This window comes from Marinobacter sp. HL-58 (assembly GCF_001314605.1).
Taxonomy (GTDB): domain Bacteria; phylum Pseudomonadota; class Gammaproteobacteria; order Pseudomonadales; family Oleiphilaceae; genus Marinobacter.
Map to the genome: position 1 here is coordinate 1 of NZ_LIHP01000004.1, position 21754 is coordinate 21754.

Annotated in this window: 18 protein-coding genes, 1 tRNA gene and 1 pseudogene; 12 read left to right on the plus strand and 8 right to left on the minus strand. The window is 58.2% G+C overall.

What is annotated here, in order from left to right:
• The first annotated feature begins 502 nt into the window (after window positions 1-502).
• The 3 genes and pseudogenes from HLUCCO03_RS03805 (at window position 503) to HLUCCO03_RS03815 (ending at window position 4601) form a co-directional block, all read left to right on the plus strand.
• Window positions 503-1042 (plus strand): annotated as a pseudogene (locus HLUCCO03_RS03805) (aldo/keto reductase).
• Window positions 1043-1262: 220 nt separating this feature from the next.
• The gene (locus HLUCCO03_RS03810; protein ID WP_081813557.1) at window positions 1263-3473 is read left to right on the plus strand and encodes a GspE/PulE family protein; all 2211 of its coding nucleotides are present in this window, start codon (window positions 1263-1265) and stop codon (window positions 3471-3473) included.
• A gap of 24 nt (window positions 3474-3497) precedes the next feature.
• Complete coding sequence (locus tag HLUCCO03_RS03815) at window positions 3498-4601, plus strand: PilT/PilU family type 4a pilus ATPase (RefSeq protein WP_027832259.1); 1104 nt, start codon at window positions 3498-3500, stop codon at window positions 4599-4601.
• A gap of 42 nt (window positions 4602-4643) precedes the next feature.
• On the opposite strand, the gene HLUCCO03_RS03820 is transcribed toward HLUCCO03_RS03815, so the two are convergent.
• The 6 genes from HLUCCO03_RS03820 to HLUCCO03_RS03845 all read right to left on the minus strand — a co-directional run bounded on the left by HLUCCO03_RS03820 (window position 4644) and on the right by HLUCCO03_RS03845 (window position 9503).
• Window positions 4644-4720: transfer RNA gene (locus tag HLUCCO03_RS03820), tRNA-Val, on the minus strand.
• Between the two features lie 55 nt (window positions 4721-4775).
• Window positions 4776-5732 (minus strand): DMT family transporter, encoded by a 957-nt coding sequence (locus HLUCCO03_RS03825; RefSeq protein ID WP_027832258.1) that lies wholly within the window; start codon window positions 5730-5732, stop codon window positions 4776-4778.
• A 131-nt stretch (window positions 5733-5863) separates the two neighbouring features.
• Complete coding sequence (locus tag HLUCCO03_RS03830) at window positions 5864-6949, minus strand: hypothetical protein (protein WP_027832257.1); 1086 nt, start codon at window positions 6947-6949, stop codon at window positions 5864-5866.
• A gap of 30 nt (window positions 6950-6979) precedes the next feature.
• Window positions 6980-8050, minus strand: a complete 1071-nt coding sequence (locus HLUCCO03_RS03835) for a hypothetical protein (RefSeq protein ID WP_027832256.1) — start codon at window positions 8048-8050, stop codon at window positions 6980-6982.
• A gap of 122 nt (window positions 8051-8172) precedes the next feature.
• Window positions 8173-8787: a YceI family protein gene (locus HLUCCO03_RS03840; protein WP_027832255.1), complete on the minus strand. Its 615-nt coding sequence runs from the start codon at window positions 8785-8787 to the stop codon at window positions 8173-8175.
• Window positions 8784-9503 (minus strand): CDP-alcohol phosphatidyltransferase family protein, encoded by a 720-nt coding sequence (locus HLUCCO03_RS03845; protein WP_027832254.1) that lies wholly within the window; start codon window positions 9501-9503, stop codon window positions 8784-8786. Before HLUCCO03_RS03845 ends, HLUCCO03_RS03840 begins: the two co-directional genes overlap by 4 nt.
• Window positions 9504-9574: 71 nt before the next feature.
• Between HLUCCO03_RS03845 and HLUCCO03_RS03850 the strand changes: the two genes are divergently transcribed.
• From HLUCCO03_RS03850 to HLUCCO03_RS03865, 4 genes are read left to right on the plus strand one after another with little or no spacing between them, the layout of a single operon-like run.
• Window positions 9575-10588, plus strand: a complete 1014-nt coding sequence (locus HLUCCO03_RS03850; RefSeq protein ID WP_036197534.1) for a zinc-binding alcohol dehydrogenase — start codon at window positions 9575-9577, stop codon at window positions 10586-10588.
• 32 nt (window positions 10589-10620) lie between these two features.
• A complete protein-coding gene (locus tag HLUCCO03_RS03855; RefSeq protein WP_027832252.1) occupies window positions 10621-11019 on the plus strand; it encodes a 6-carboxytetrahydropterin synthase in 399 nt (132 codons plus the stop codon).
• Window positions 11006-12976 carry a glycosyltransferase family 4 protein gene (locus HLUCCO03_RS03860; RefSeq protein ID WP_027832251.1) on the plus strand — a complete coding sequence of 657 codons (1971 nt, stop codon included), beginning with the start codon at window positions 11006-11008 and terminating at the stop codon, window positions 12974-12976. The genes HLUCCO03_RS03855 and HLUCCO03_RS03860 overlap by 14 nt, the downstream gene beginning before the upstream one ends.
• Window positions 12977-13906, plus strand: a complete 930-nt coding sequence (locus HLUCCO03_RS03865; RefSeq protein ID WP_027832250.1) for a lysylphosphatidylglycerol synthase transmembrane domain-containing protein — start codon at window positions 12977-12979, stop codon at window positions 13904-13906.
• Here the strand turns inward: HLUCCO03_RS03865 and HLUCCO03_RS03870 are convergent.
• Entirely contained in the window at window positions 13878-14753 is an 876-nt protein-coding gene (locus HLUCCO03_RS03870; RefSeq protein WP_027832249.1) for a RibD family protein, read from the minus strand. The genes HLUCCO03_RS03865 and HLUCCO03_RS03870 overlap by 29 nt on opposite strands.
• Window positions 14754-14884: 131 nt before the next feature.
• Here HLUCCO03_RS03870 and HLUCCO03_RS03875 point away from each other — a divergent pair, with 131 nt between their 5' ends.
• Window positions 14885-15301 (plus strand): helix-turn-helix domain-containing protein, encoded by a 417-nt coding sequence (locus tag HLUCCO03_RS03875; protein WP_027832248.1) that lies wholly within the window; start codon window positions 14885-14887, stop codon window positions 15299-15301.
• Window positions 15302-15312: 11 nt separating this feature from the next.
• On the opposite strand, the gene galU is transcribed toward HLUCCO03_RS03875, so the two are convergent.
• Window positions 15313-16149 carry a UTP--glucose-1-phosphate uridylyltransferase GalU gene (gene galU, locus HLUCCO03_RS03880; protein ID WP_027832247.1) on the minus strand — a complete coding sequence of 279 codons (837 nt, stop codon included), beginning with the start codon at window positions 16147-16149 and terminating at the stop codon, window positions 15313-15315.
• Window positions 16150-16515: 366 nt separating this feature from the next.
• Between galU and HLUCCO03_RS03885 the strand changes: the two genes are divergently transcribed.
• From HLUCCO03_RS03885 to mdoH, 4 genes are all read left to right on the plus strand, one after another.
• Entirely contained in the window at window positions 16516-17691 is a 1176-nt protein-coding gene (locus HLUCCO03_RS03885) for a ShlB/FhaC/HecB family hemolysin secretion/activation protein (protein WP_027832246.1), read from the plus strand.
• Between the two features lie 146 nt (window positions 17692-17837).
• Complete coding sequence (locus HLUCCO03_RS03890) at window positions 17838-19355, plus strand: glucan biosynthesis protein G (RefSeq protein WP_292016612.1); 1518 nt, start codon at window positions 17838-17840, stop codon at window positions 19353-19355.
• The gene (locus HLUCCO03_RS03895; RefSeq protein WP_292016613.1) at window positions 19352-19615 is read left to right on the plus strand and encodes a hypothetical protein; all 264 of its coding nucleotides are present in this window, start codon (window positions 19352-19354) and stop codon (window positions 19613-19615) included. Before HLUCCO03_RS03890 ends, HLUCCO03_RS03895 begins: the two co-directional genes overlap by 4 nt.
• Complete coding sequence (mdoH, locus tag HLUCCO03_RS03900) at window positions 19608-21746, plus strand: glucans biosynthesis glucosyltransferase MdoH (protein ID WP_051603875.1); 2139 nt, start codon at window positions 19608-19610, stop codon at window positions 21744-21746. Before HLUCCO03_RS03895 ends, mdoH begins: the two co-directional genes overlap by 8 nt.
• Window positions 21747-21754 lie beyond the last annotated feature (8 nt).

Here is a 21754-nt window from a genome sequence, read left to right on the forward strand (position 1 = left end):
TTCGGAGAAAGTGATCTGATCCATGGTGGCAACGAATCCTATGCGGTTGGCGATGGCCGTATTATCGCTGATTTCGAGACTTATTCAGAGTCTCCCTAACACTGAGAAAATTCGATAAGTGAACATAATCGATACCAGGCTAAGTCTCGAATACTCCATTTTGAATCGAGTCTGGTATGGAAACATGAGTTAATCAACTAATAATATTCAGTGATTTCAACACTATATCAGTAAGTAATATCCACCTTATTGTTAAGGCTCTGTATTTACAAACAAATAAAAATCGACGGTTATATAAAGCCTGGCTTTAATCAAAATGACTCTAAAAAAGCCGTAAAAAATCTTTCATTTTGACTTTTATCATTTTCAGGCGGTTTTTGCCGGGAGCGCAAGACTTGCGCAATTGGCGAGAGTTCAGGCTGAATGTTATTGTTGATTGCCAATAATCAAGTGAGCCTTAAGACCCTCAGATAGCGCCTTTTACAAGGAAACAGGAGGAAGCATGGAGCCCCGATCTTTCGGAAACACCGATATTCAGGTGACACCGGTTGGCCTGGGTACCTGGGCCATTGGTGGCTGGATGTGGGGCGGCACTGATGAAGGCCAGTCCATTGATACCATCCACCGGGCGATCGACAGGGGCATTGGCCTGATTGATACCGCACCGGTATACGGATTCGGACGATCGGAAGAGATTGTGGGCAAAGCCCTGGCGGGCTATGCCGCGGTTTGCTGTCCGGCAAGATGCGTGAAGATACGCAGTTTACCGGTGACGACCTGAGAAAGAACGATCCCAAGTTCCAGGGTGACCGCTTTCGCCAGTACCTGAATGCCGTGGCTGAACTGGATGCGTTTGCCCGTGAGCGCTACCAGAAGAATGTTCTTGCTCTGGCGCGCACGGAGGCCTGAGCAACTCGATCCGGTGGACGATATCGAAGGCTGGTCGCGGGACAAGGAAGCGTTTGAAACGATTGACGGGATTCTCGAGAGGTGCATTGACGACCCCGTCGGCCCAGAGTTCATGGCGCCGCCAACGCGATAGTTGCCGGATATTGAGAACAAAATCTTGAGTATTGCTTCCAGGGAGGGGGAAAACGGCTCTTTTATGCCGAGGGGTAGATTATGGCATGTTCTTCTGTGCAGGGGCTGATCATGCTTGAGTCTCAAGTCCTGGATGGTCCCAGATCCCGGGATAGGATCCCTGTTGCTTCTATAATGGTCATACTAGCTATACTGTAATGTATTGCTAACGAGGAGTTTCCGTGGCTCAGGCAACCATCTATTATCTCGACGGCCATCAGAGCGTTGGCACCGTCGCGGCCTGGAAGCCCAATTCTGGTCGGATTGATCTGACGTCAGATGTGAACCATAGTCCTATACCCATCCAATGGCCACTGATTGCTCATGTAGACCGTCCCGTGTACGCCAGTCATCTGGGCAGCCCCCACGAGTTCCAGAATTACATTGTCACCCTTGTTAACGGCCAGACTATTAGTGGCACGATGGTTTCAGCCGTGGTCACGTCCCACGGGGTGGAGGTCTGGCATGCATCGGACGAAGCGCATCTTGTAGAACGCTTCGTTCCCTGGCAAGCCATCAGAACATACAGGCTCGGGCATGTTCCTTTACAGTCAGGGCCGGTGGAGGACCCTCCCGGGTTGGCGGCGGAAAGCGCAGATAGCTCGCAGGAAAAAGACACGTCTCCCTTGTCCCTGGGGCTTCTGGAGGTGGGCAATGCCCGACAATTGTCGGATGCCCTGGATCGCAGCAAAACGATTGAACAGAGCGGCTTCGACAGGACTCTGAGAAAAACCATTGGCGATATTCTTGTCCAGTCAGGGGTTCTGGACAGCGAGCAACTGAATACTGCCCTTCACCGTAAACGTACTGAGCCAACCCGTCCCATAGGCCAGGTTCTGGTCGACTTGGGATTTGTTTCGGAAGAAACCATTCAACGAGCCCTGGCCTACAAGCTTGGCGTTCCTTTTGTTCGTCTCGACGAGTTCGATGTAGATCCCAAGGCCACCCGTTTCATTCCTGCCACGACTGCCGCCCGGCTGAGTGTGCTTCCACTCATGTTTCACGAACGCCGGCTTGTCGTGGCTTTGAGCGATCCCTCGGACACTGAAGCTCTCAATATCCTTAATTTTCTTGCCGGCTATCCTGTTAAATATGTCCTGGCATCCAGGCCGGAACTGACCCGGGAAATCGATCGCTATTATGGCGCCGCCGAAAGTCAGGAAGCCGCTGAAGAGCTGGAGATGGAGCTGGTGGAAACCCCGGCTGCTCAGCCCAACCGGCAGGCGATTGAAAAACTTGGTCGGGAAAAACCGGTTATCCGGTTTGTAAACTCGGTCATCCGGGATGCAATCCGCCAGAATGCGTCTGACATTCACCTGAGCCCGAGAGAGGATTATGTTCAGCTTATCTATCGGCTCAACGGCGATATGATTCCCATCAAACGTTTCAACAAAGGGATGCTGGCGGCTGCCGTAAGCCGGATAAAGATTATCGGTGGTATGGATATCACCGAGCGCCGGACACCCCAGGACGGACGTGCATCAGTAAGGTGGGACAAGCACGATGTGGATCTCAGGATCTCGGTAATGCCCACCATCGTAGGGGAAAGTGTTGTCATCCGGATACTCAATACCCGCCAGGGGCTCAAATCCGTCGATGACCTGGGGTTTACCGATACAGACCGGCAGAAGTTTGTTGACCTCATTCATCGCGGGCAGGGCATGTTGCTCATTACCGGTCCAACGGGTTCGGGAAAAAGCACGACGCTTTACGCAGCGCTGCATGAGTTGCGCTCAAAGAGCGTAAACATTCTGACCGTGGAGAATCCCGTCGAGTACCACATGGACGGAATTGAACAGATGCAGGTGAACGAATCGGCAGGCTTCACCTTTGCCAGTGCACTGCGAAATATGCTTCGCCATGACCCGGATATTATTATGGTCGGTGAGATACGGGACAGGGAAACCGGCCAGATCGCAGTTCAGAGCGCGCTTACTGGCCATCTGGTGCTAAGCACACTGCACACAAACAGCGCCGCCAGCACCGTGATGCGAATGATCGATATGGGGATTGAAGATTATCTCATCAGCGGGACACTCAATGGTGTTCTCGCCCAGCGACTGGTCAGGCGCAACTGCCCCCATTGCATCGAACAGGAGGTTGTTGATCCCTGGGTGCGCGAAACCCTGGGTATCGGCGCCGATGAAGTGTTCTACAAAGGCAAAGGCTGCCATGCCTGCCACGAAACCGGCTTCTCTGGCAGACTGGCGGTTTACGAACTCATGGTTCTGACACCGGAACTCCGGAACATGATTGTTTCGGGAACTGCCGTGGATGCACTGGAAAAACAGGCTCTCGCCTCGGGGATGACACCATTGACCGGCCATGCGCTCGGCAAGGCCCGGAATGGCGACATTTCAGTTGCCGAAGTCTACCGTATTCGTCTTTCCTGACCGGAAAGGCTCAAGGAGTTGTTGATGGAATTGCCCGCCTATCTCAAAGTCATGGCCGAAAAAGGCGCTTCCGATCTTTATCTGTCCACCGGGGCTCCGGTGATGCTCAAGATCGAAGGTAAAACTGGCCCCATCACCCAGAAACCGTTGCCGCCAGGTGCGGTGAAAGAGCTGGCGTACTCAGTAATGAATGACAGACAGCGCGCCGAATTCGAGAAAACGCTTGAACTGGATATGGCTGTCGGGATCAGCCAGATCGGACGGTTCCGGGTAAACGTTTTCTGGCAGCGGAGCGAAGTGGCTATGGTCATCCGCCATCTTAAAACGGAAATACCCACGATCAGAGAGCTTGGGCTGCCGGATATACTGGAGCAGCTGATCATGGAACCCAGGGGGCTGATCCTGGTGGTGGGGGCAACAGGGTCCGGAAAATCCACAACGCTTGCTTCCATGATCGATCATCGGAACAGCCACAGAACAGGGCATATTCTCACAATCGAAGACCCTATCGAGTATACCCACCACCATAAACACAGCGTTGTAAACCAGAGGGAGGTGGGCGTTGATACACTTTCCTACGGCGAGGCCCTGCGCCGGGCCATGCGTGAAGCACCCGATGTGATCATGATTGGCGAAATCCGCGATCGGGACACCATGAAACAGGCCCTGACCTATGCTGAAACCGGCCACCTCTGCATTGCCACACTTCACGCAAGCAATGTCGACCAGACCATGAGGCGGATAGTGAACTTCTTCCCGGAAAATACCCACAGGGAACTTTTCATGGATCTGAGCATGCATTTGAAGGCGGTGGTTTCTCAGCGTCTGCTAAAAGGCAAAGACGGAAAAAGATCCGCGGCCGTGGAGGTAATGCTTGCGAGCCCTTATATCAAGGATCTGATCAACAAAGGTGAAATGGAAGGCATCGGAGAAATTATGGAGAAAAGCCCGGAGCAGGGTATGAAGACGTTTGACGAGGCGATTCTTGAACTCTATCACCAGGGAAAAATCAGCCAGGAGGAAGCGCTGGCCAACGCCGATTCCCGCCATAATCTTGAAGTGAAAATCAGGCTGGAACACGGCAGCCTGGATTCAGGGAGCAGCCAATTCAGCATTGACCAGAGCTGAAGGCAGGAAGGCTTCGTTGATCGCCTTGTTTGTTACAGAAAATGGTAGGACCACCCAGATTCGAACTGGGGACCTCTACCATGTCAAGGTAGCGCTCTAACCAACTGAGCTATGGTCCTGTGTCCTGCAACGGGGAGGAAATATACTGATTCCGACCGGTGTGGTCAACCTCTTTCAGGCGGATTTCGGTTTTCTGGTCCAGCCTTTGACTGCCTTGCTGATAACACCCCAGCGATTGATCAGCAAGGCCAGGAAAATCAGCCCGCAGCCGGCCAGTTGGGTGGCCGTCATACTCTCACTGAACCAGCCGGCGGCAAACAGCGCCACCCATACCGGCTCCAGCACCAGGATCACCACACCATGGCTGTGGGCCGACAGGCTCTGGGCGTAGGTTTGCAGCAGAAAACGCCCGGCTGTTCCCACCACGGCGCTGGCAATGATCCACATGGCCAGCACGCCGGAGAAGTTTTCCAGGGTCGGTGTCCAGGGTTCCAGCAATGTGGATTCCACCAGCGTCACGGTGCCTACGGTGAGCAGTGCGATGCTGGTGAGGGGCAGGGCGGGTACGCGGTGCTTCTCCACCGTTTCACCCCTGCGGTTGACCACCGTGCGCTGGTTGGCGGCGCGGGTGTTCAGGGTGAAGTACATCGCGAAGATAAACGCCGCTCCGACAAAGAACAGCTGTCCGATCTCGGGGCGGAAGCCGTTTTTCAGTGACAGCAGCGCCAGCCCGCTGACAGCCACGGGAATGGCAAACCAGGTGCTCAGGGGCTGCTCCTCCCGAAAAACCACCCGGGCAATCACCGGTACAATCACCACGCCCAGGCTGGTAAGAAAGGCGCCTTCTCCCACATGGGTAGCATGGAAAAGACCCATGACCCAGCAACTCATGGCAACCCCGAAAACCAGCCCCACGCCGGTACTGCGTTTGACCTGATCCAAGCTCAGCTTTCGCAGGGAAGGCCAGGCAATGACGGCCAGAACAGAACCGGCCAGCAGAAAACGCAGTGCCATGAACATCAGGGGTGGCATCAGCAGTACCGCTTCTTTGGAAAACATCCAGCTGATGGCGGCCATGAGGGTGACAACAACCAGTAACAGGTCGGATTTGTGGGTATTCGAGAGGGGCATTCACAACCGCCTTGCAGAAAATCGTCTGGCCCGGTCCGGGGCAGCGGCGGAGTTTATCACGAGCGCGGGAAAATGGCTCTTCCGTGAGCCGGTTGGTTCTCCCTCGGGCGGGTGAGCCCTTTGGTTGTTATTCAGTTATTGAGTGTGTTGTAGACCAGGGTCGACATGTCGGTCTGGTCAGAGCCGGGAACCTCCACATACTGGTCACCGGACCCCCACAGCTGCCACCAGGCCCGCTTGTTGTAGGTACGGCTGGCGAAGTCCACCTGGAGCCCGTTGAGGGTTGTATTGTTCACCACCGGCACGGAGATATTGCCGGTTTCCGAACCTAGCACACCACTGTGCGACACACCCTCGTTCATCAGAATGGGGAAGTGGTTGTAATACAGGTCGGACGGCCCGTTCTGGCTGGATACCTTGCCCGCCAGGCTCAGGTCGGAGGTACAGGAGTCGATGCCACTGCTGGATGTGGCGCCGCAGGCAGAGTGGGTGGGAACCACGCCATCGTCAGTGCCGGCGATGAACGGCTTGGTGATGCCGCCGTAAGACGACCCTCCGGCCACAAACCGCAACCGCGGTATGTTGTTGGGGCTGACCGCCAGGTTCCGGGCGGCGTTGGTTTGCAGGTCATTCACCACCCCCAGCTTACCCGGTTCCGGATCAATACCGGTGAAGGCGCGAACAGCCTCCTTCAGTGGCCAGTTATACCAGCTGTCGTTGTAGGCAATGCTCAGGGCAAGGTCGGCGAGTTCGGTGCCGCCACCGGCCCCCGAGTAATCAATGGCAGCCAGAATCTTCAGGGGTTGAAGACCTTCAGCCTGCAGCCAGCGTGCCTGGTTCTCCAGCAGGTAGCGGGTAACCAGATCACCGGTGGAGTGGGAGACCACAATACAGTAGTCGTTACACAGGCCCTGTTGGCTGATCTGGCGCAGTTGGCTGTAGGCCTGCTGGGCTATGTTACCTTCCACCCGGCCATCGCTGCCCCAGTCAACACGGGCATCGGAGCGGGACAGCCAGAAGGTGCGCCAGTAATCCTCGCCGGCACGTTTGACAGCGTCCAGGTTGGCAGGTGGATCGGCCAGGTCTTCCTGCTGGAAGCCATGAACCAGAATCACATTATGGCCGGCCAGCTGGGCCTGGGCAGTACCGGCGCAAAGCCCGCCGGCCAGGGCGACCGCCAGGGCGGCCTTACAGGCACTTCTCGTTCTTGTTTTCATAAAAGCTCCGTTTTTTGTTTTATTGTTGTATCAGAACTTGTTGGCCAGCCTTTGCAGCAGGGCCGCCCGTTGCTCTGATTCGGGGTCGCTCGCCGGGCTGTCGGTCAATCCGTCCAGGTCCGGTGGCGAGAACGTATAGCCTTCCTCGGGGCCAAAACCGTAATCCGTGCGGTCGCCGGGCTTTGCCGGCAACCGGCGGATCTGCAGGTTTCGCAGCTCCAGCTCGCCGGTGATCTCCCGGTTGGCGATAACCGAGCCGTGGGCCTTCAGTTCCAGCGTGTCCGTGGTGCCGTCCAGCCGCTTCTCGGTCTGTAATTGTGCGATGGCACGTTCACCATGGTAGAGCTGGGCAGCCAGGGCGTAGAAGCCCGGTTCATTGGCATCGAAGTGAACAGGGATGATCAGGTCATTGTTGTTAACACGGGGGCTGCCAAGGCCGTCGAATTCACCCAGGTCAGGCTCAATGGTCAATGTGGAGGCATGGCGTACGGGTTTGCCGTCGATGGTCGCTTCAACAATCAGCCGGTATTCTCCGGGGTCGGCATCGGCTGTGATCACCCCTTCGTACCAAGTGTCGTCAGAGGCGTTACCAAGTGATGCGCTGGCATGCTGCTGGCGGGAGTCCGTGGATTCCAGTGTGGCACTGAGACTGTCGGACACCACGGAAGAGCCGGTAATGGTAGCTACCACAAGAATGTCTTCGTCCTGCACGAAGCGGTACTTCTCGAGGGTGACGGTGAAACGCCCGTCACCCTCCAGAGGCAGCTCGACGGGCTCGAAACGGTTTCCGGTGTAGGCTTCTGCCTGTTCCTCGGAAAGCGGGACAGAGTATTCCGGGTAGCGGATGTTCTGGCTGTACTGATCCGCGGCACTGGCCAGCATGAAGCCCACCGCGTCATCGGGTGGCTCCGGCCTGGGTGGTGGCGAGGCATTGGCGGAAGCGGCTTCGGCCCGGGGCGCCTGCGAATCGGGCCCGGGCTCGCCGGCCGGGTCGCCGGTCAGCCACGAGAACCGATCAGGGTTCTCGGCGGCCAGCAGGTAACCCAGCCCGACGGCAGTGGATGCAGCGAGTGTGAGGGACAATAGCGCCCGCAGTGGCATTCCCGGATCCTTTCTGGTGTTGTTATTGTTCCATCAACATAGCGGGACGAACTTGTCCGAAGCAAAAATTTGGCCCCATTGTGTAACAGAATGTTTCCAGGCTGTGATGGCAGTCACATATTTCAGAGCCAGCCTGATTCGCGAATCGCTTCCAGCCCGAAGCGCAGGCGTACCTCGTCGCCCACCAGTTCATCCTCGATGCCGTAGGTCATTCCCCAGTCGCTGCGATTAATGGTGGTTTCCGCGGACAGGCCGAGGGTGTAATCCTTGTGGCCGATGGGGTAATCGGCGGACTTGTTCAGCGTGACGTCCACATCCACCGAGCGGGTCTGGCCCAGCAGTGTCAGGTCCCCGGTGACAACGCCGGTGTTGTCTCCGGTGGTCTCGAATCCTGTCACCTCAAAGGTGATATCCGGGAACTTGCCGCTGTTGAGGAAATCTTCGTTACGCAGATGGTCGTCCCGTTTGTCGTGATTGGTGAACACGCTCTTGCTTTTGAAGGTTACCTTACCTGAGGTCAGCTCTTTTTCTTCCTCATCGTATTCAAACTCTCCCTCAACCTCCCGGAACATACCCATAACCGGTGCGTACCCGATATGCATGACTTCGAACCCCATGGAGAAATGTTCTTCGTCAAGCACGTAGGTGGCTGGCTCGGCGAGCGCCGAGGAACTGGCCATTGCCAGGCTGGCGGCCGTTGTGGTTGCCAGGATTGCATTCGAGATGGTGGTTTTCATGGCTGTTTCCCTGTTTGATAAAGCCAGCGCAGATCCGTCAGAAACGAATAACACAACAGCGCCAGTGCAGTTGCGAGTGTCCAGGTTGCAAACGCCGTGGAGGTGACGGGCAGTATGGCAATCATCAGTGTCACTACCTGCCAGACACACACGGTTTTTCGTCGAAAGCTCTCGGGCAGTGGCAGCTTCATGAATGCCAGCCACTGGCCTGCGGCTACGAAGGCGTAGCGCATCAACCCCAGGGCAAGCACCCAGGCACCGGCTTTTTCCAGCGCCATTACTGCAATGCAGAGCCCGAGGATAAACAGGGCATCCAGTTCCATATCAAAGCGGGCGCCAAAGCTGGTTGCCGAGTCGGTGGCCCTGGCAATGGCACCATCCACCCCGTCCAGAACCAGGGCCAGTAAACACAATGACCCATACAGCCACAGCCAGTTCCCGAGCACGGTAATAAAGGGCGCCATACCGACCAATGCCACGATCAGCGCAGCGCGCACCAGGGTGGCCCGGTTAGCCCAGCCGAAGTCCCGCCCTGCAGGCCAGTAGCGCAGAACGGGCAGCGCAATGGCCAGATACAGCAACGCTGCGGTAACGTAATAGGCCACGGGCAATGGAAATCCGATACCGGAACCGGCTACCAGCAGGGCAGTCAGGCAGGCGCCCCAGGCCAGGTCAGCGGCCAGCGGCAGGCTAAATGTCCGGGTGCGGGAATCCATCAGTAAACCTCTGCGTATGTGCCTCTGTATGCACTATAGTTGCTTACGTGCGCTGTAAGGAAACAGACGATATGACGAACGCATTCTGGGTCACCGGTCCCCTGGAAGGGGCGATCCGCGAGGCGACCTTTGACCACCACCCCCCGGCCATGGCATCGGCAGACAACCCGGCGGTAGAGGTTCAGGCCCTGTACTCGGGTATCAGCCGTGGAACCGAAGCCCTGGTATTCAGCAACCAGGTGCCGGAGTCCGAATACCAAACCATGCGGGCACCCTTTCAGGAGGGTGACTTTCCATTTCCGGTCAAATACGGCTACGCCAGCGTCGGGCAGGTTATCTCCGGCCCTGATGAGTTGGCGGGGCAGAAAGTGTTCTGCCTGTTTCCCCATCAGACCCGCTACCGGGTTCCCGCAACGGCGGTTGTGCCCCTGCCGGAAGGGCTTTCCGCCGGCAGAGCCGTGCTGGCGGCGAACATGGAAACGGCTGTCAACGGCCTGTGGGACGCCGCCCCGCGCATCGGAGACCGTATTGCCGTGGTAGGGCTTGGGGTGGTGGGCCTGCTGGTGGCATGGCTTGCCAGCCGGATACCCGGTACCCGGGTGACCGCTGTCGATACCAACCCCGGCCGGCAGGCCGTGGCCGAATCCCTGGGCCTGCAGTTCACAACCCGTTGCCAGCAGGATGATAACGACCTCGTTATCCACGCCAGTGGTCATCCCGCAGGCCTTGAAACCGCATTGCAACTGGCGGGTATGGAAGGGCGCATTATCGAGATGAGCTGGTACGGCTCGAAAACAGTGCCCCTGTCACTGGGCTCGGGTTTCCATTCCCGCCGGCTGACCATCCGCTCCAGCCAGGTGGGGCATCTCAACCCGGCACAGGTTCCCCGCTGGCAGTATCGTGACCGCATGGCCCTGGCGCTGGATCTTTTGCGGGATAACGCGCTGGATAGCCTGATTACCGGAGAGAGTGATTTCGACTCATTGCCCGGGGTGATGGCGGCACTGGCCGGTGGCTCCGGCGGCAAAGATTTCCCCTCTGCATCGGAAACCCTGTGCCATCGTATTATCTATAACCGCACCTGATATCGTTCAATTACCCAAAGGAAACCGACCCTATGTTCAGTCTCACTGTCAGAGACCACATGATGATCGCCCACAGCTTCAACGGTGAAATCTTCGGCCCCGCCCAGGGCCTGCACGGCGCGACTTACGTTGTGGACGTAACCTTCGAGCGGGAAGCGCTGGATGAGGACGATCTCATAGTGGATATCGGCCTGGCCTCAAAGGTGCTCTCTGAAGTGATCGCCGAATTCAACATGAAAAACCTGGACGATATCCCGGAGTTTGCTGGCCGCAACACCACCACCGAGTTCATGGCCGCAACGGTGTTTGACCGGATGGCCGGAGCCATACAGGAGGGCAGGCTGGGGGAGACCGGCAGGGGGTTGTGCGGAATGAAAGTTACTCTCGGCGAATCCCATATTGCCTGGGCCAGTTACCATGGCAAGCTCTGAGGGCGCTCACCCGGTATTTTTTGTTGTTCCCGGTGATCCTGACCAGAATACCGGTGGTTACCGGTATGTCCGGCGGATAGCGGAGGGGCTCGGGGCCACCGGCGTTGAAGCATGCCGGGAGGGGCTGAGTGGTCGTTTTCCGTTACCGGATCGCCTGGCAGAGGCGTCAATGAACAGCTTCCTGGCCGGTGTGGCGGACGGTTCCACGGTGGTTCTGGATGGCCTGGCCATGGGTGCTTTGCCCGATGTGGTTGCAGCCCACGCCGGGCGGCTGAATCTCGTGGCGCTGGTGCATCATCCGTTGGCGGATGAAACCGGTCTGACAGCTCAAACCCGGGACTGGCTGTTCGAGGCTGAACGCCGGGCCCTGGCAGTGGTGTCCGGTGTTATAGCTACCAGCCGGCACACGGCGGAGCGACTGCTGGATTACGAGGTTTCGCCACAGCGTATATGTGTTGTGGAACCGGGAGCAGACACCATTGCGGGTGTCAGCGCATCCGGCGAGTCTTCACCCCGGCCTTCACCCCAGACTTCACAAGAGTCCGGCGACACCATCAGCCTGTTGTGTGTGGCCCATCTTTCTCCACGCAAGGCCCAGCATCATCTGGTGGAGGCCCTTGAGGGTCTTCAACACCTGCCGTGGCACTGCACACTGGCGGGCTCGATGGACCGGGATGAAGCCTACGGCCAGAGTGTACGACAGCTGGTCGATCAATACGGGCTTGAGGAACGCATCACCCTGGCCGGTGAACTGGACGACGAGGGGCTGAAAAAAGCCTACCGGCAAGCGGATATCTTTGTTTTGCCCTCGTTGTATGAAGGCTATGGCATGGTCATCGACGAAGCCATAGCAGCGGGCCTTCCCGTTATCACCACCGACGGTGGCGCTCTGGCGAACACCGGTAACCGCCCCGGTATCCGGCAGTACCCGGCTGGCGACATAACACAGCTCAGGCAATGCCTGGAGAACTGGGTTAATGTCCCGGCAGCATTGGCTCGGGCTACTGCAGAGGCGCGCGAACAGGCACAGCACCTGCGCAGCTGGAGCCAGGCCGCCAGGGAGTTCCGGGACGCGCTCTCAAGCCTGGTATCCCCGGGCGACCTTACGGTCTTCGACAGTGACTGGCTGGCGCTGCGGGAACCCGCGGACCACCAGGCCCGCAACCGAGAACTGATGTCCGGGGTGCGGGCGTGGGCAGAGCAGGCGTACAACACTCCGGATACAGAAAAAAGTCAGCATGCGTCCCCCCTGGTCATTGCCGACCTGGGCACAGGTACGGGCTCCAACGCCCGCTATCTGGCACCGGCCCTGGCCGTACCCCAGCACTGGGTACTGATGGACCAGGATGCCGGCCTTCTGTCCCGCGTTGCGGAACGGATGGAACGTCTGGATGTTCCTCTTGTAACCAGAACCTGCAAGCTGACGGCGCCAGAGCTTTCCGGCCAGATTCCCGAGGATGCCAGACTGTTGACAGCCTCGGCGCTGATTGACCTGGTGTCAGCGGATTGGTTAACCGCACTGGCCGATGCGGCCGCGGCTCGCAACGCTGGTGTATTGATAGCGCTTACCTACGATGGCCGGTTCGAATTGTCGCCATCGGAGGCCGACGACCCGTGGATACTGGCAACAGTCAATGCCCATCAGCACCGGGAAAAAGGCGCCGGGGCCGCCCTGGGCCCGGACGCCACTGGCTATCTGAAGGCACAGCTGCAAACCCGTGGCTACCAGGTGTCGGTTGCTCCCAGCCCCTGGCAACTGACACCGGACCAGTGGAAGTTGCAGATTGCCTTGTTGCAAGGCTGGCAACAGGCTGTACTTGAGCAGAGCCCGGGTGAACGGCAGCGGGCAGAACGTTGGTTTGAAACGCGGCTGGCACAGGCACGGCAACGGCAGTTGTCCATTTCCGTTGGCCATCAGGACCTGTTTGCGCGGCCCCACGCAAAGGCTGGTAACTGAGTGTTGCGAACCGGCGTACCCCAGTGGTTACGATGGCTCCTGACGCTGGTGTTGTTGCTGGCCACTGCAACCTTCCTAGATATTCCAGCGCTCTGGCAGGAGCTTGCCCGCTTTTCCCTGCCCATGTTGCTGGCGGCCATGGTGGTTTCGGTCGTCCAGGTAATGGTGTCGGCCTGGCGATGGCGTTATACCGCCGCGCAGCTGGGTGTCAGCCTGCCCTTTGCAGTGGCCGTAAGAGAATATTACCTGGCCACGTTTCTGAACCAGGTTCTGCCCGGGGGTGTACTCGGGGATGTCAATCGCGCCTGGCGCCATGGCCAGGACTCCGGGACCCGGCTCGGGGCTCTCCATGCGGTGATGATCGAACGGCTTTCCGGCCAGCTGGTCATGGTAACCGTTGCGCTGGTACTCGGGCTCTGGCTCACGTTGCACCAGGGAAGGGTTGCCGGCGTTGTTGCCGATCTGGGCGGCGGCGCCTTGCTCGCGGTATTCGCGGTGGTGGTCGCACTGGGGCTTTCGTTCCGGTTGTGGTCCCGGGGCAGGGGGTATGTGTATGCCCTGCGGCGGGATATCCGCAAGTCGCTGTTAAGCTGGCCGGCGTTCCTGATCCAGATGTGTTCATCCGCTCTGGTTGTGGCCACCTACCTGGGCGTGTTCGCATTGCTGGCTCTGGGCGCAGGCTACGGCCCCGGGCCTTCAGAGATGTTTACCCTGCTGGCGCTGTGCAGCCTGTTACTGCTGGCGATGGCGGTACCCGTCAGTGTGGCCGGGTGGGGGGTACGTGAGGGAGCGGCCGCTCTGTTGTGGCCGATGGCAGGGTTGCCGCCTGAGCAGGGGGTGGCATTGAGTGTGGGCTACGGCCTGGCGGTGCTGGTATCAAGCCTGCCGGGGGCGCTGTTCATTATTCGTGGCCGTGCGCCTGCCGGGTGAAGTCCAGGTCAAACAGCATGTCGCTGCCAAGGTCTAGCATCTGGGCCCTGGGGCGCAGGGCACTGCCAAGGTGGCTGATCTCCGGAAGCGAGAAGGCAGGGCGGCCGCTGCCAATAATCATCGGGGCAACCATCACGTGGAGCCGGTCCAGAAGGTCTGCAGAGAGAAACGCCGATACCGTCAGCCCGCCACCTTCCACAAAGATCTTGCGCAGGCCGAAATCCGCCAGAACCGACAGGATGTGAGCGGGGGCTGTGGTGCTATCACTGCCGAGACAGGGAACTTCGGTAACGCCCTGCCGGGGAATCAGTTTGTGGCCGGCCCGGTACTCACCGGCAACCAGTCGGAGGGTAGGCGCCGCTTCGTCACTGAACAGATGGTGGTTATCCGGTACCCGGCGGTTGCGATCAATCACCACCCGCACGGGATTGGCGCCCGGGGCTTTGCGAACCGTCAGCCTCGGATTATCAGTAGCAGCGGTGCCGGCACCCACAATAACCGCTTCCGACACCGCTCTGAGGCGGTGCAGATGGGTAATGCCATCCTCACCGTTGATGAATTTCGAGGCGCCGGTCACCGTGGCGATCCGGCCATCCAGGCTCTGGCCCAACTGGCCGATCACCCTCGAAGGCGCTCCCCTTGAAAGCGGGCAACACAGCGGCAGGAATACCGACAGCAGGCTTTTGGCCTCCGCAGTGGCCTGGGTACATAACTGCCAGTCGCCGTTACTACCAAGTTTCAGGGCCGCTGTGTCGCTGCCGGGTAATGGAAGTGTCTCGTTACTGCGGTTCACTGCTTCCAGTATCAGCGTCCAGGCCGTATTTTTGTCCAGTATCTGTGCCGCCATACCGAGTAATTCCATTGCTGGTGGATTCATTATAGGCAGATTGTGTGCAAAGCTATATGTACGTTACATTTCCTGTTTGATTCACTGAAAGTGTAATTAAACGTTCAGAAACCCGGCAGAGAACAATCCTTATGCGGTACCTGCAAACCTTCAACCGCCGTTTGCGGCAGATACGGGAAGCCGGGCAGCTGTCCCGCCAGGACGTAGCCCAGATGTGTGGCGTTGACGAGTCCAGGGTTGTTGGCTGGGAAGCGACTGACGTCAGGCAGCGCGGTTATCCCGGCGTTACTGAACTGCTTGACCTGTGCATCAGAACGGAAACCCCGCTGGAAGATCTGCTGGATCTGGACGACACCGGAGACACCGGGCAACTGGAACTGCCGGGCCTGGCTTTCAGCCAGGGCGATGATCTGTCGGCGGCACTGAAGGAGCTGGAGAAAGAAATCAGCCGGTTTCAGCTGACGGAAGAAGAGGTGGAACTGCTGCGCCGGTTCCGGAAGACCTCCGGGGAGAACCGGCGCATGGTTCTGCAGATACTGGGTAAATAGGCCAGAACTGCTTACTTGCCTTTCTTGTAGATATTCTCGTAGACGTAGTTGGTGGCTTCCACAAAGCCATCAATGCTGCCACAGTCAAAGCGGCGCCCCTTGAACTTGTAGGCCAGCACGCAACCATTCCTGGCCTGCTCCAGCAGGGCGTCCGTAATCTGCACCTCACCATTCTTGCCCGGAGGCGTGCGCTTGATGATGTCGAAAATATCCGGCGTAAGGATGTAACGGCCGATAATGGCCAGGTTGCTGGGTGCATCCTCAGGGGCGGGCTTTTCCACCATGTCGGTTATGCGGTAAAGGCCATCTTTCATGGACTCGCCGGCAATCACACCGTACTTGTGGGTTTCATCCTCCGGCACTTCCTCAATGGCCACGATGGAGCAACGGAACTGGTTGTAGAGTTTCACCATCTGCGCCAGCACACCTTCGCCGTCGCTGTCCGCCACACAGAAGTCATCCGCCAGTACTACTGCAAACGGGTTGTCACCCACCAGGTTTCGGCCGGTAAGAATGGCATGGCCCAGGCCTTTCATTTCGTTCTGGCGGGTAAAGGCAAAGGAGTTGTTGTTAATCAGCTCGCGAATGGAGTCAAGCAGGTCTTCCTTGCCTGAACCGGCTATCTGGTGCTCCAGTTCGTAACTGATGTCGAAGTGGTCTTCAATGGCGCGTTTGCCCCGGCCGGTGACGAATCCGAATTCGTGAACGCCCGCTTCAGCAGCTTCTTCCACGCCGTACTGAACCAGGGGCTTGTTCACAATCGGCAGGATTTCCTTGGGCATGGCCTTGGTGGCCGGCAGAAAACGGGTACCGTATCCGGCAACAGGGAAGAGACACTTCTTGATCATAACGTTCGTCCTTATATTCGCTTGGGTCGCGGCCTTGTTTCAGTCAGTCATCCGTGAGGGCAGACTCACAAAGTATGCCAAGTGTAACCAAGTTGTTCGTTTAAATGGAGGCCGGGGTACGGAATTGTATAGATTGGTAATAGGGTGAACCCGATCACCTTTGATGCTGCCTGTTGATTTGCATAGAAAAAACTTGCAAATAGCATCGTAACTGTCTGTAAAATATGCACATTTGGTTTGTAAAATTTGGCAACCAGTGCTGGATATATCCCTCCCGATGCAATACATTCCCCCATGAAAGAATATTCAGAAAAAACGGCTTTCCCTGGCTGCGAAGGCCGGCGCTATCTGGCGGGACCCTGAACCTTGAAATTATTCCTGTTGATTGCACTGCTATGGTGCATTTCCGGACAACCTCTCCATGCCAAAGAAAGCGGCACCTGGCTGCGCAATGGCTGGCAGCCGTATTCCGGAAACCTGGCCGGAAGTACCGATGCGTTCAAGGAAGAGCGAGAGCACTGGCTGCGGTCACGGCTGAAGTTTTCCGGCAAGACGGAATTGAACACGGATGGTCGCGATGGTGCCCTGGGGGTTGCCGCAGACAGTCTGGTCAGCCAGAGCGACGCCATTGGCTTTGATTTCCGGGATGCCCGGTCGTACAAAAATGACTCCGATTCCAGCGCTGCGTCTTTTCGTTACCGGTTCCCGGCAGGCGCCAACCGATTACAGTTTGAGGCGGGCAGGTCCCGTTATGATCGTGCTGTCAGTGATGGAGATCGTCGCTTCAATGCCAGCGGTGAATCCCGCATCGTGGGCTTCGGAGTCAGTCGCCCCCTGTTTTCCCGGTTTGGAATGGCCTTTGATGGGGTTGCCCGGCACCGGGGCCGCGATACCACGTCTTTCCAGGAAGAAAACCTGGTGTCTGAATCCCGTTACCAGCTCTCGACCCTGGGCCTGAAAGCAAAGGGTGGGCACGAACTCTGGGGAGGCCTGTCCGCAAGCACCGGCGTGCTGGCCCTGAGCGGCCGTGAATTCCAGGCAACCGATTATCCCGGGCAGGATGTTGCGGCCGATAAAGAAGATTTCTACAAGGTGGCCATGTCCGCAGCGCTGGAGCAGGAATTGCTTCGATGGAACTGGCGTATCAAAGGCCGGTATCAGTTTGCGGATGAGGACCTTCCGGCGTCTGAATATTTGAACGTTGCGGGCCCGTCCATGCTCACCGGCTTCAATGGCCAGTCGGTTTCCGTGATCAGGGGCGGATGGCTGCGCCTGGATACGGCCAGCCCCACCTGGCCCATGCCATTCATGGACGGTGTGCTTTCCAGCATCAATTTTGCGGTATTACAGGGCTGGGTTCCTTATTCCGCAGGCCAGACAGACCGACACGGCAAAGCCTGTGCCGGCCAGGTAGCACTGAAAATGCGAGGGCGGGCTTTTACCGCCAATGTCAGTGTTGGCCGGATGATTCACGCTTCAAGCACAACCATGACCACCCCGGACCATCCGGATGTGCGTTTCTCGCTGTCCATGGGGATCTGACCTCTATTGCGTCGTTGGTGTGCGCAGCCTTACGAAGATGTCACTTGAGAAAGCTTTGGCCGCAGGTGCTACATTAGTGTCCTAAGGGATATTAGTGAGGTCGGAGAACCATGCACTCAGGGACAGGATTGCTATCGCTGCTTTTTTTGCCATGTATTTTCTACGCCTTTCAGGCTCACGCTTTCGAATTCCGGGAGGTGGTCGACCGGGCCAGGGAACTGGCAGAGAGTAAATACCAGCCGCCACCAGAGGTGCCGGGATTTCTCAGAGACCTGAACTACCGTGATTATCAGGCCATCCGGTTCGATCCGGAGGCCAGCCTGTGGCGGGAAGGTCGTTCACGGTTTCGGGTCATGCTGGTTCCACCGGGCAACTATTACACCCACACCGTAAAACTCAACGAAGTTGATGCCAGCGGTGTACGGCCTATACCCTTCGATAAGAGTGCCTTCAGTTTTCCCGGTGATGAACTTGCTAAGCGAGTACCGGCCAACCTTGGTTATGCCGGCTTCAAACTCACCTATCCCCTCGGCGAGGAGACTGAACATAATCAGTTCCTTGTTTTTGCCGGAGCAAGCTACTTTCGCGGTGTAGGGTCGAAAAACCGCTTCGGGCTCTCCGCAAGGGCCGTATCCGTGGACACGGGCCTGCCCTCCGGCGAGGAACTGCCTTCCTTCACAGAGTTCTGGATCGAGCGGCCCGGCGGTGGCAGCGACCGGACCCGGGTCTTCGGCTTGCTGGACGGCCCCAGTGTGGCGGGCGCCTACCGCTTCGATATACAGCCCGGCCCTGCCACACGTATCGACGTAACGGCGGAGCTGTTTTTCCGCAGTGGTATGGAGCAGTTGGGCCTTGCGCCGCTCACGTCCATGTTCTATTACGGTGAAAACACGCTGCGACCGGCAGGGGAGTGGAGGCCACAGGTCCATGACTCCGATGGCTTGCTGGTCCACGACAAGGGTAACGACGAGTGGCTGTGGCGCCCGCTTCTCAATCCTTCCCGGCTCAGCCTCAGTTACCTTCAGGTAAACCGGCTCGGCGGTTTTGGCCTGATCCAGAGAGACACGGAGTTTCACCAGTTCGAGGATGCCGAAGCCCGCTATGACCTTCGGCCCAGCGCCTGGGTGTCCCCCGCAAAGGGCTGGGCGGATGGAGAAGTTGTGCTGGTGGAAATCCCCACGGATTCCGAAACCAACGACAACATCGTCGCTTTCTGGAAACCGGGGGAAGCGGTGAATGAAGGCGACCATCGCACCTTTTCCTACCGGCTCAGTTTCGGAAATCACAGCGTCGCTGGCCAGGACACCGGCCGGGTTGTCAAAACCTTCGTGGGAGACGGCAACCGCACAGGGGGCGGTGATGCTGAAAACGCCTACCGGATTATTGTTGATTTCGCCGGCGGGCCGCTGGATAACCTCAAGCCGGACGCTGCGGTAGTCAGCAAGGTCAGCGAGGCTGGTGACAGTAAAGGCGCCGAAATCATCGAGCATTTTGTTGAGTACATAAAAGCGGACAACAACTGGCGCCTGTCGATGCTCGTACGGCCGGGTGACGGAGATGACCCGGTATTTCGGGGCCAGCTACTGATTGACGACAAGCCGCTGACCGAAGTCTGGACCTATACACTGTCGGAAGCTGCCAGGAATGGCCAGAGCGAATCATGACAACGACGTCTACGCCAGAGATTTCCTGCCAACAGGCGCTGGAGCGGGTATTGACCTACCTGGGGGATGACGGTGTTCCCCTGACCACCGATGCCTGCAGGCAGGCGCTTCGTCTTGTGGATTCGGCCCTGGCTGACGGGGGCGGGGCGGATCTGCCCGCCAGGTGCATGGGCAGCATTGCTCACTATTTCGAGCTACCCACCGAATCCATTCCAGACGCTAATCCACCGCTGAAGCGGGGGCGAATCGGATATGACTGACACCGGAGCCGCAAACGCCACACCAGCCCGCACACGCTCCGGTAGCTGGCGCAGGGTCGCCACACTCAGGCGCCTGTTGCTGACGGTGTTTGTTGTGGGGCAAACCCTCATAGCCTGTTACTTCCTGCTATGGATTTTGCCCTACCATGGCGGAACCCTTGTGGAGCTGGGGCTTCTGGTTCTGTTTTCGCTGCTGTATATGTGGATTGCCGTTGGCTTCTGGACGGCCATCTTTGGCTTTGTGCTCAGGCTGGCGGGAGGTGATCGTCACAGCCTGCTGAAACGGCATGCCGGTGAGGCACTGGAAGCCACGCCGCTTGCGAAAACCGCGATCATCATGCCGGTGTACCACGAGCCGGTGCACTGGACTCTGAGTGGCCTCAAGGCGGTCTATCAGGACCTGGACCGTTCCGGCCATCTGGATCAGTTCGAATTCCACATCCTCTCGGACAGCCGCGACCCGAATATCTGGCTTGAAGAGCAGGCGGCCTGGTACCGGCTTTGCCGGGAACTGGGGGCAGAAGGCCGGCTGTTCTATCGCCGCAGGCGTGTGAATCTCAACTTCAAGAGCGGTAACGTGGCCGACTTCCTGCGCCGCTGGGGCCGCCGCTACCGTTATATGGTGGTGCTTGATGCCGACAGCCTGCTCAGTGCCGATACCATTGTGCGTATGGTGAAACTGATGGAGCGGGAGCCGAACGTGGGCATACTGCAGACGGCCCCCTCGGTGATCAACGGCGAATCCCTGTTCGCAAGGATTCAGCAGTTCTCCAACCGCCTGTATTCGACGCTGTTTGCCACTGGCCTGGCGGCCATTCAGATGGGCGATGCTGCCTTCTGGGGGCACAACGCCATTATCCGGATCAGGCCCTTCATGGATCACTGCGGCCTGCGCAAGCTGCGCGGTTTTGGCCTTTTCCGCGGCCCCATCATGAGCCACGACTTCGTAGAGGCCGCCTATATGGGCCGTGCCGGATACGAAGTCTGGCTGGAGCCCGGCCTGGGTAACAGTTTCGAAGAATCACCCCCAACGCTGTCCGACGAGCTCTCCCGCGACAACCGCTGGTCCCGGGGGAATCTCCAGCATCTGTGGATCCTGCTGTTCGGCCGCCGCTTGCGGCTGGCGCACAGGATGGCACTGCTTAACGGCGTTATGGCTTACATGGCGTCACCGCTGTGGCTGGGATTCCTGATGCTGACGACCGTGGAGGCGGTACAGATGACACTCGCCAGCATCGATTATTTCCCGGAGGGGCATCAGGGGCTGGCGCCGCTCTGGCCGGAATGGCGCCCGGAATGGGCCCTTGGTCTGGCGCTGAGCACCTTGTCACTGCTGTTTATTCCCAAGTTTCTGGCCATTCTGGACGCCGTTATCCATGGCACTGCCAGAGAGTTCGGTGGTTTCTTTCGCCTGTTTTTCAGCGTGATTACGGAGATTGTCGTTTCGGTGCTGCTGGCCCCGGTGCGGATGATGGCCCACAGCCGTTATGTACTCGGCGCCCTGTTAAACCTGTCACTGACATGGGCCGGCCAGAACCGCACACAGGAAACCACCTGGCGGGACGCTTTTCTTACCCAGTTCCCCGGAATGCTGGTAGGCGCCGGCTGGTCTGCCTTTGCCTGGAGCCTGGACCCCATGTTTTTTCTCTGGTCACTGCCGGTAGCCGTGCCACTGGTACTGGCTGCTCCGACGTCAGTCCTGCTTAGCCGTGTCGGACTTGGGCAAAGGCTGCGCAAATGGGGCTTGCTGCTGATACCGGAAGAGCGCTCGACCGTCCGGGTGCTGGAAGATGCCCGGGCTGCCAGGCTTCACAGTGGTGCCGATTCCGTGCTGACCGCCGTGGAAGAAGCGGTGGTCCGTCCCCGGCTCAATCAGCTTCATCAGGCCCTGGCAAGGGATATCCGACTTGCCCGCAGAGCGGAGTTACTGGAGCCGCTGGTCCAATCTTGCAGTGCCGAGGGGCCGGGATCGCTGTCTCGCAGCGAACTCAGCCAGATCTTCCGCGACAGGCAATCCGTGGCGGAGCTGCACCAACTGGCGTGGCAGTCACCACCCCACAGTTTCTGGGGGCGCCGTATAACCATGCTTGGCAAACGCAGCGTATATGGGGCTAACGATCCCGCCCGGTAACGAGGAGC

What these genes read in the sequence shown, in the direction of transcription:
- HLUCCO03_RS03815 (WP_027832259.1), top strand. Translation starts at nt 3,498, where the DNA reads ATGGAATTGCCCGCCTATCTCAAAGTCATGGCCGAAAAAGGCGCTTCC.
- HLUCCO03_RS03825 (WP_027832258.1), bottom strand. Translation starts at nt 5,732, where the DNA reads ATGCCCCTCTCGAATACCCACAAATCCGACCTGTTACTGGTTGTTGTC.
- HLUCCO03_RS03830 (WP_027832257.1), bottom strand. Translation starts at nt 6,949, where the DNA reads ATGAAAACAAGAACGAGAAGTGCCTGTAAGGCCGCCCTGGCGGTCGCC.
- HLUCCO03_RS03835 (WP_027832256.1), bottom strand. Translation starts at nt 8,050, where the DNA reads ATGCCACTGCGGGCGCTATTGTCCCTCACACTCGCTGCATCCACTGCC.
- HLUCCO03_RS03840 (WP_027832255.1), bottom strand. Translation starts at nt 8,787, where the DNA reads ATGAAAACCACCATCTCGAATGCAATCCTGGCAACCACAACGGCCGCC.
- HLUCCO03_RS03845 (WP_027832254.1), bottom strand. Translation starts at nt 9,503, where the DNA reads ATGGATTCCCGCACCCGGACATTTAGCCTGCCGCTGGCCGCTGACCTG.
- HLUCCO03_RS03850 (WP_036197534.1), top strand. Translation starts at nt 9,575, where the DNA reads ATGACGAACGCATTCTGGGTCACCGGTCCCCTGGAAGGGGCGATCCGC.
- HLUCCO03_RS03855 (WP_027832252.1), top strand. Translation starts at nt 10,621, where the DNA reads ATGTTCAGTCTCACTGTCAGAGACCACATGATGATCGCCCACAGCTTC.
- HLUCCO03_RS03860 (WP_027832251.1), top strand. Translation starts at nt 11,006, where the DNA reads ATGGCAAGCTCTGAGGGCGCTCACCCGGTATTTTTTGTTGTTCCCGGT.
- HLUCCO03_RS03870 (WP_027832249.1), bottom strand. Translation starts at nt 14,753, where the DNA reads ATGGCGGCACAGATACTGGACAAAAATACGGCCTGGACGCTGATACTG.
- HLUCCO03_RS03875 (WP_027832248.1), top strand. Translation starts at nt 14,885, where the DNA reads ATGCGGTACCTGCAAACCTTCAACCGCCGTTTGCGGCAGATACGGGAA.
- galU (WP_027832247.1), bottom strand. Translation starts at nt 16,149, where the DNA reads ATGATCAAGAAGTGTCTCTTCCCTGTTGCCGGATACGGTACCCGTTTT.
- HLUCCO03_RS03895 (WP_292016613.1), top strand. Translation starts at nt 19,352, where the DNA reads ATGACAACGACGTCTACGCCAGAGATTTCCTGCCAACAGGCGCTGGAG.
- mdoH (WP_051603875.1), top strand. Translation starts at nt 19,608, where the DNA reads ATGACTGACACCGGAGCCGCAAACGCCACACCAGCCCGCACACGCTCC.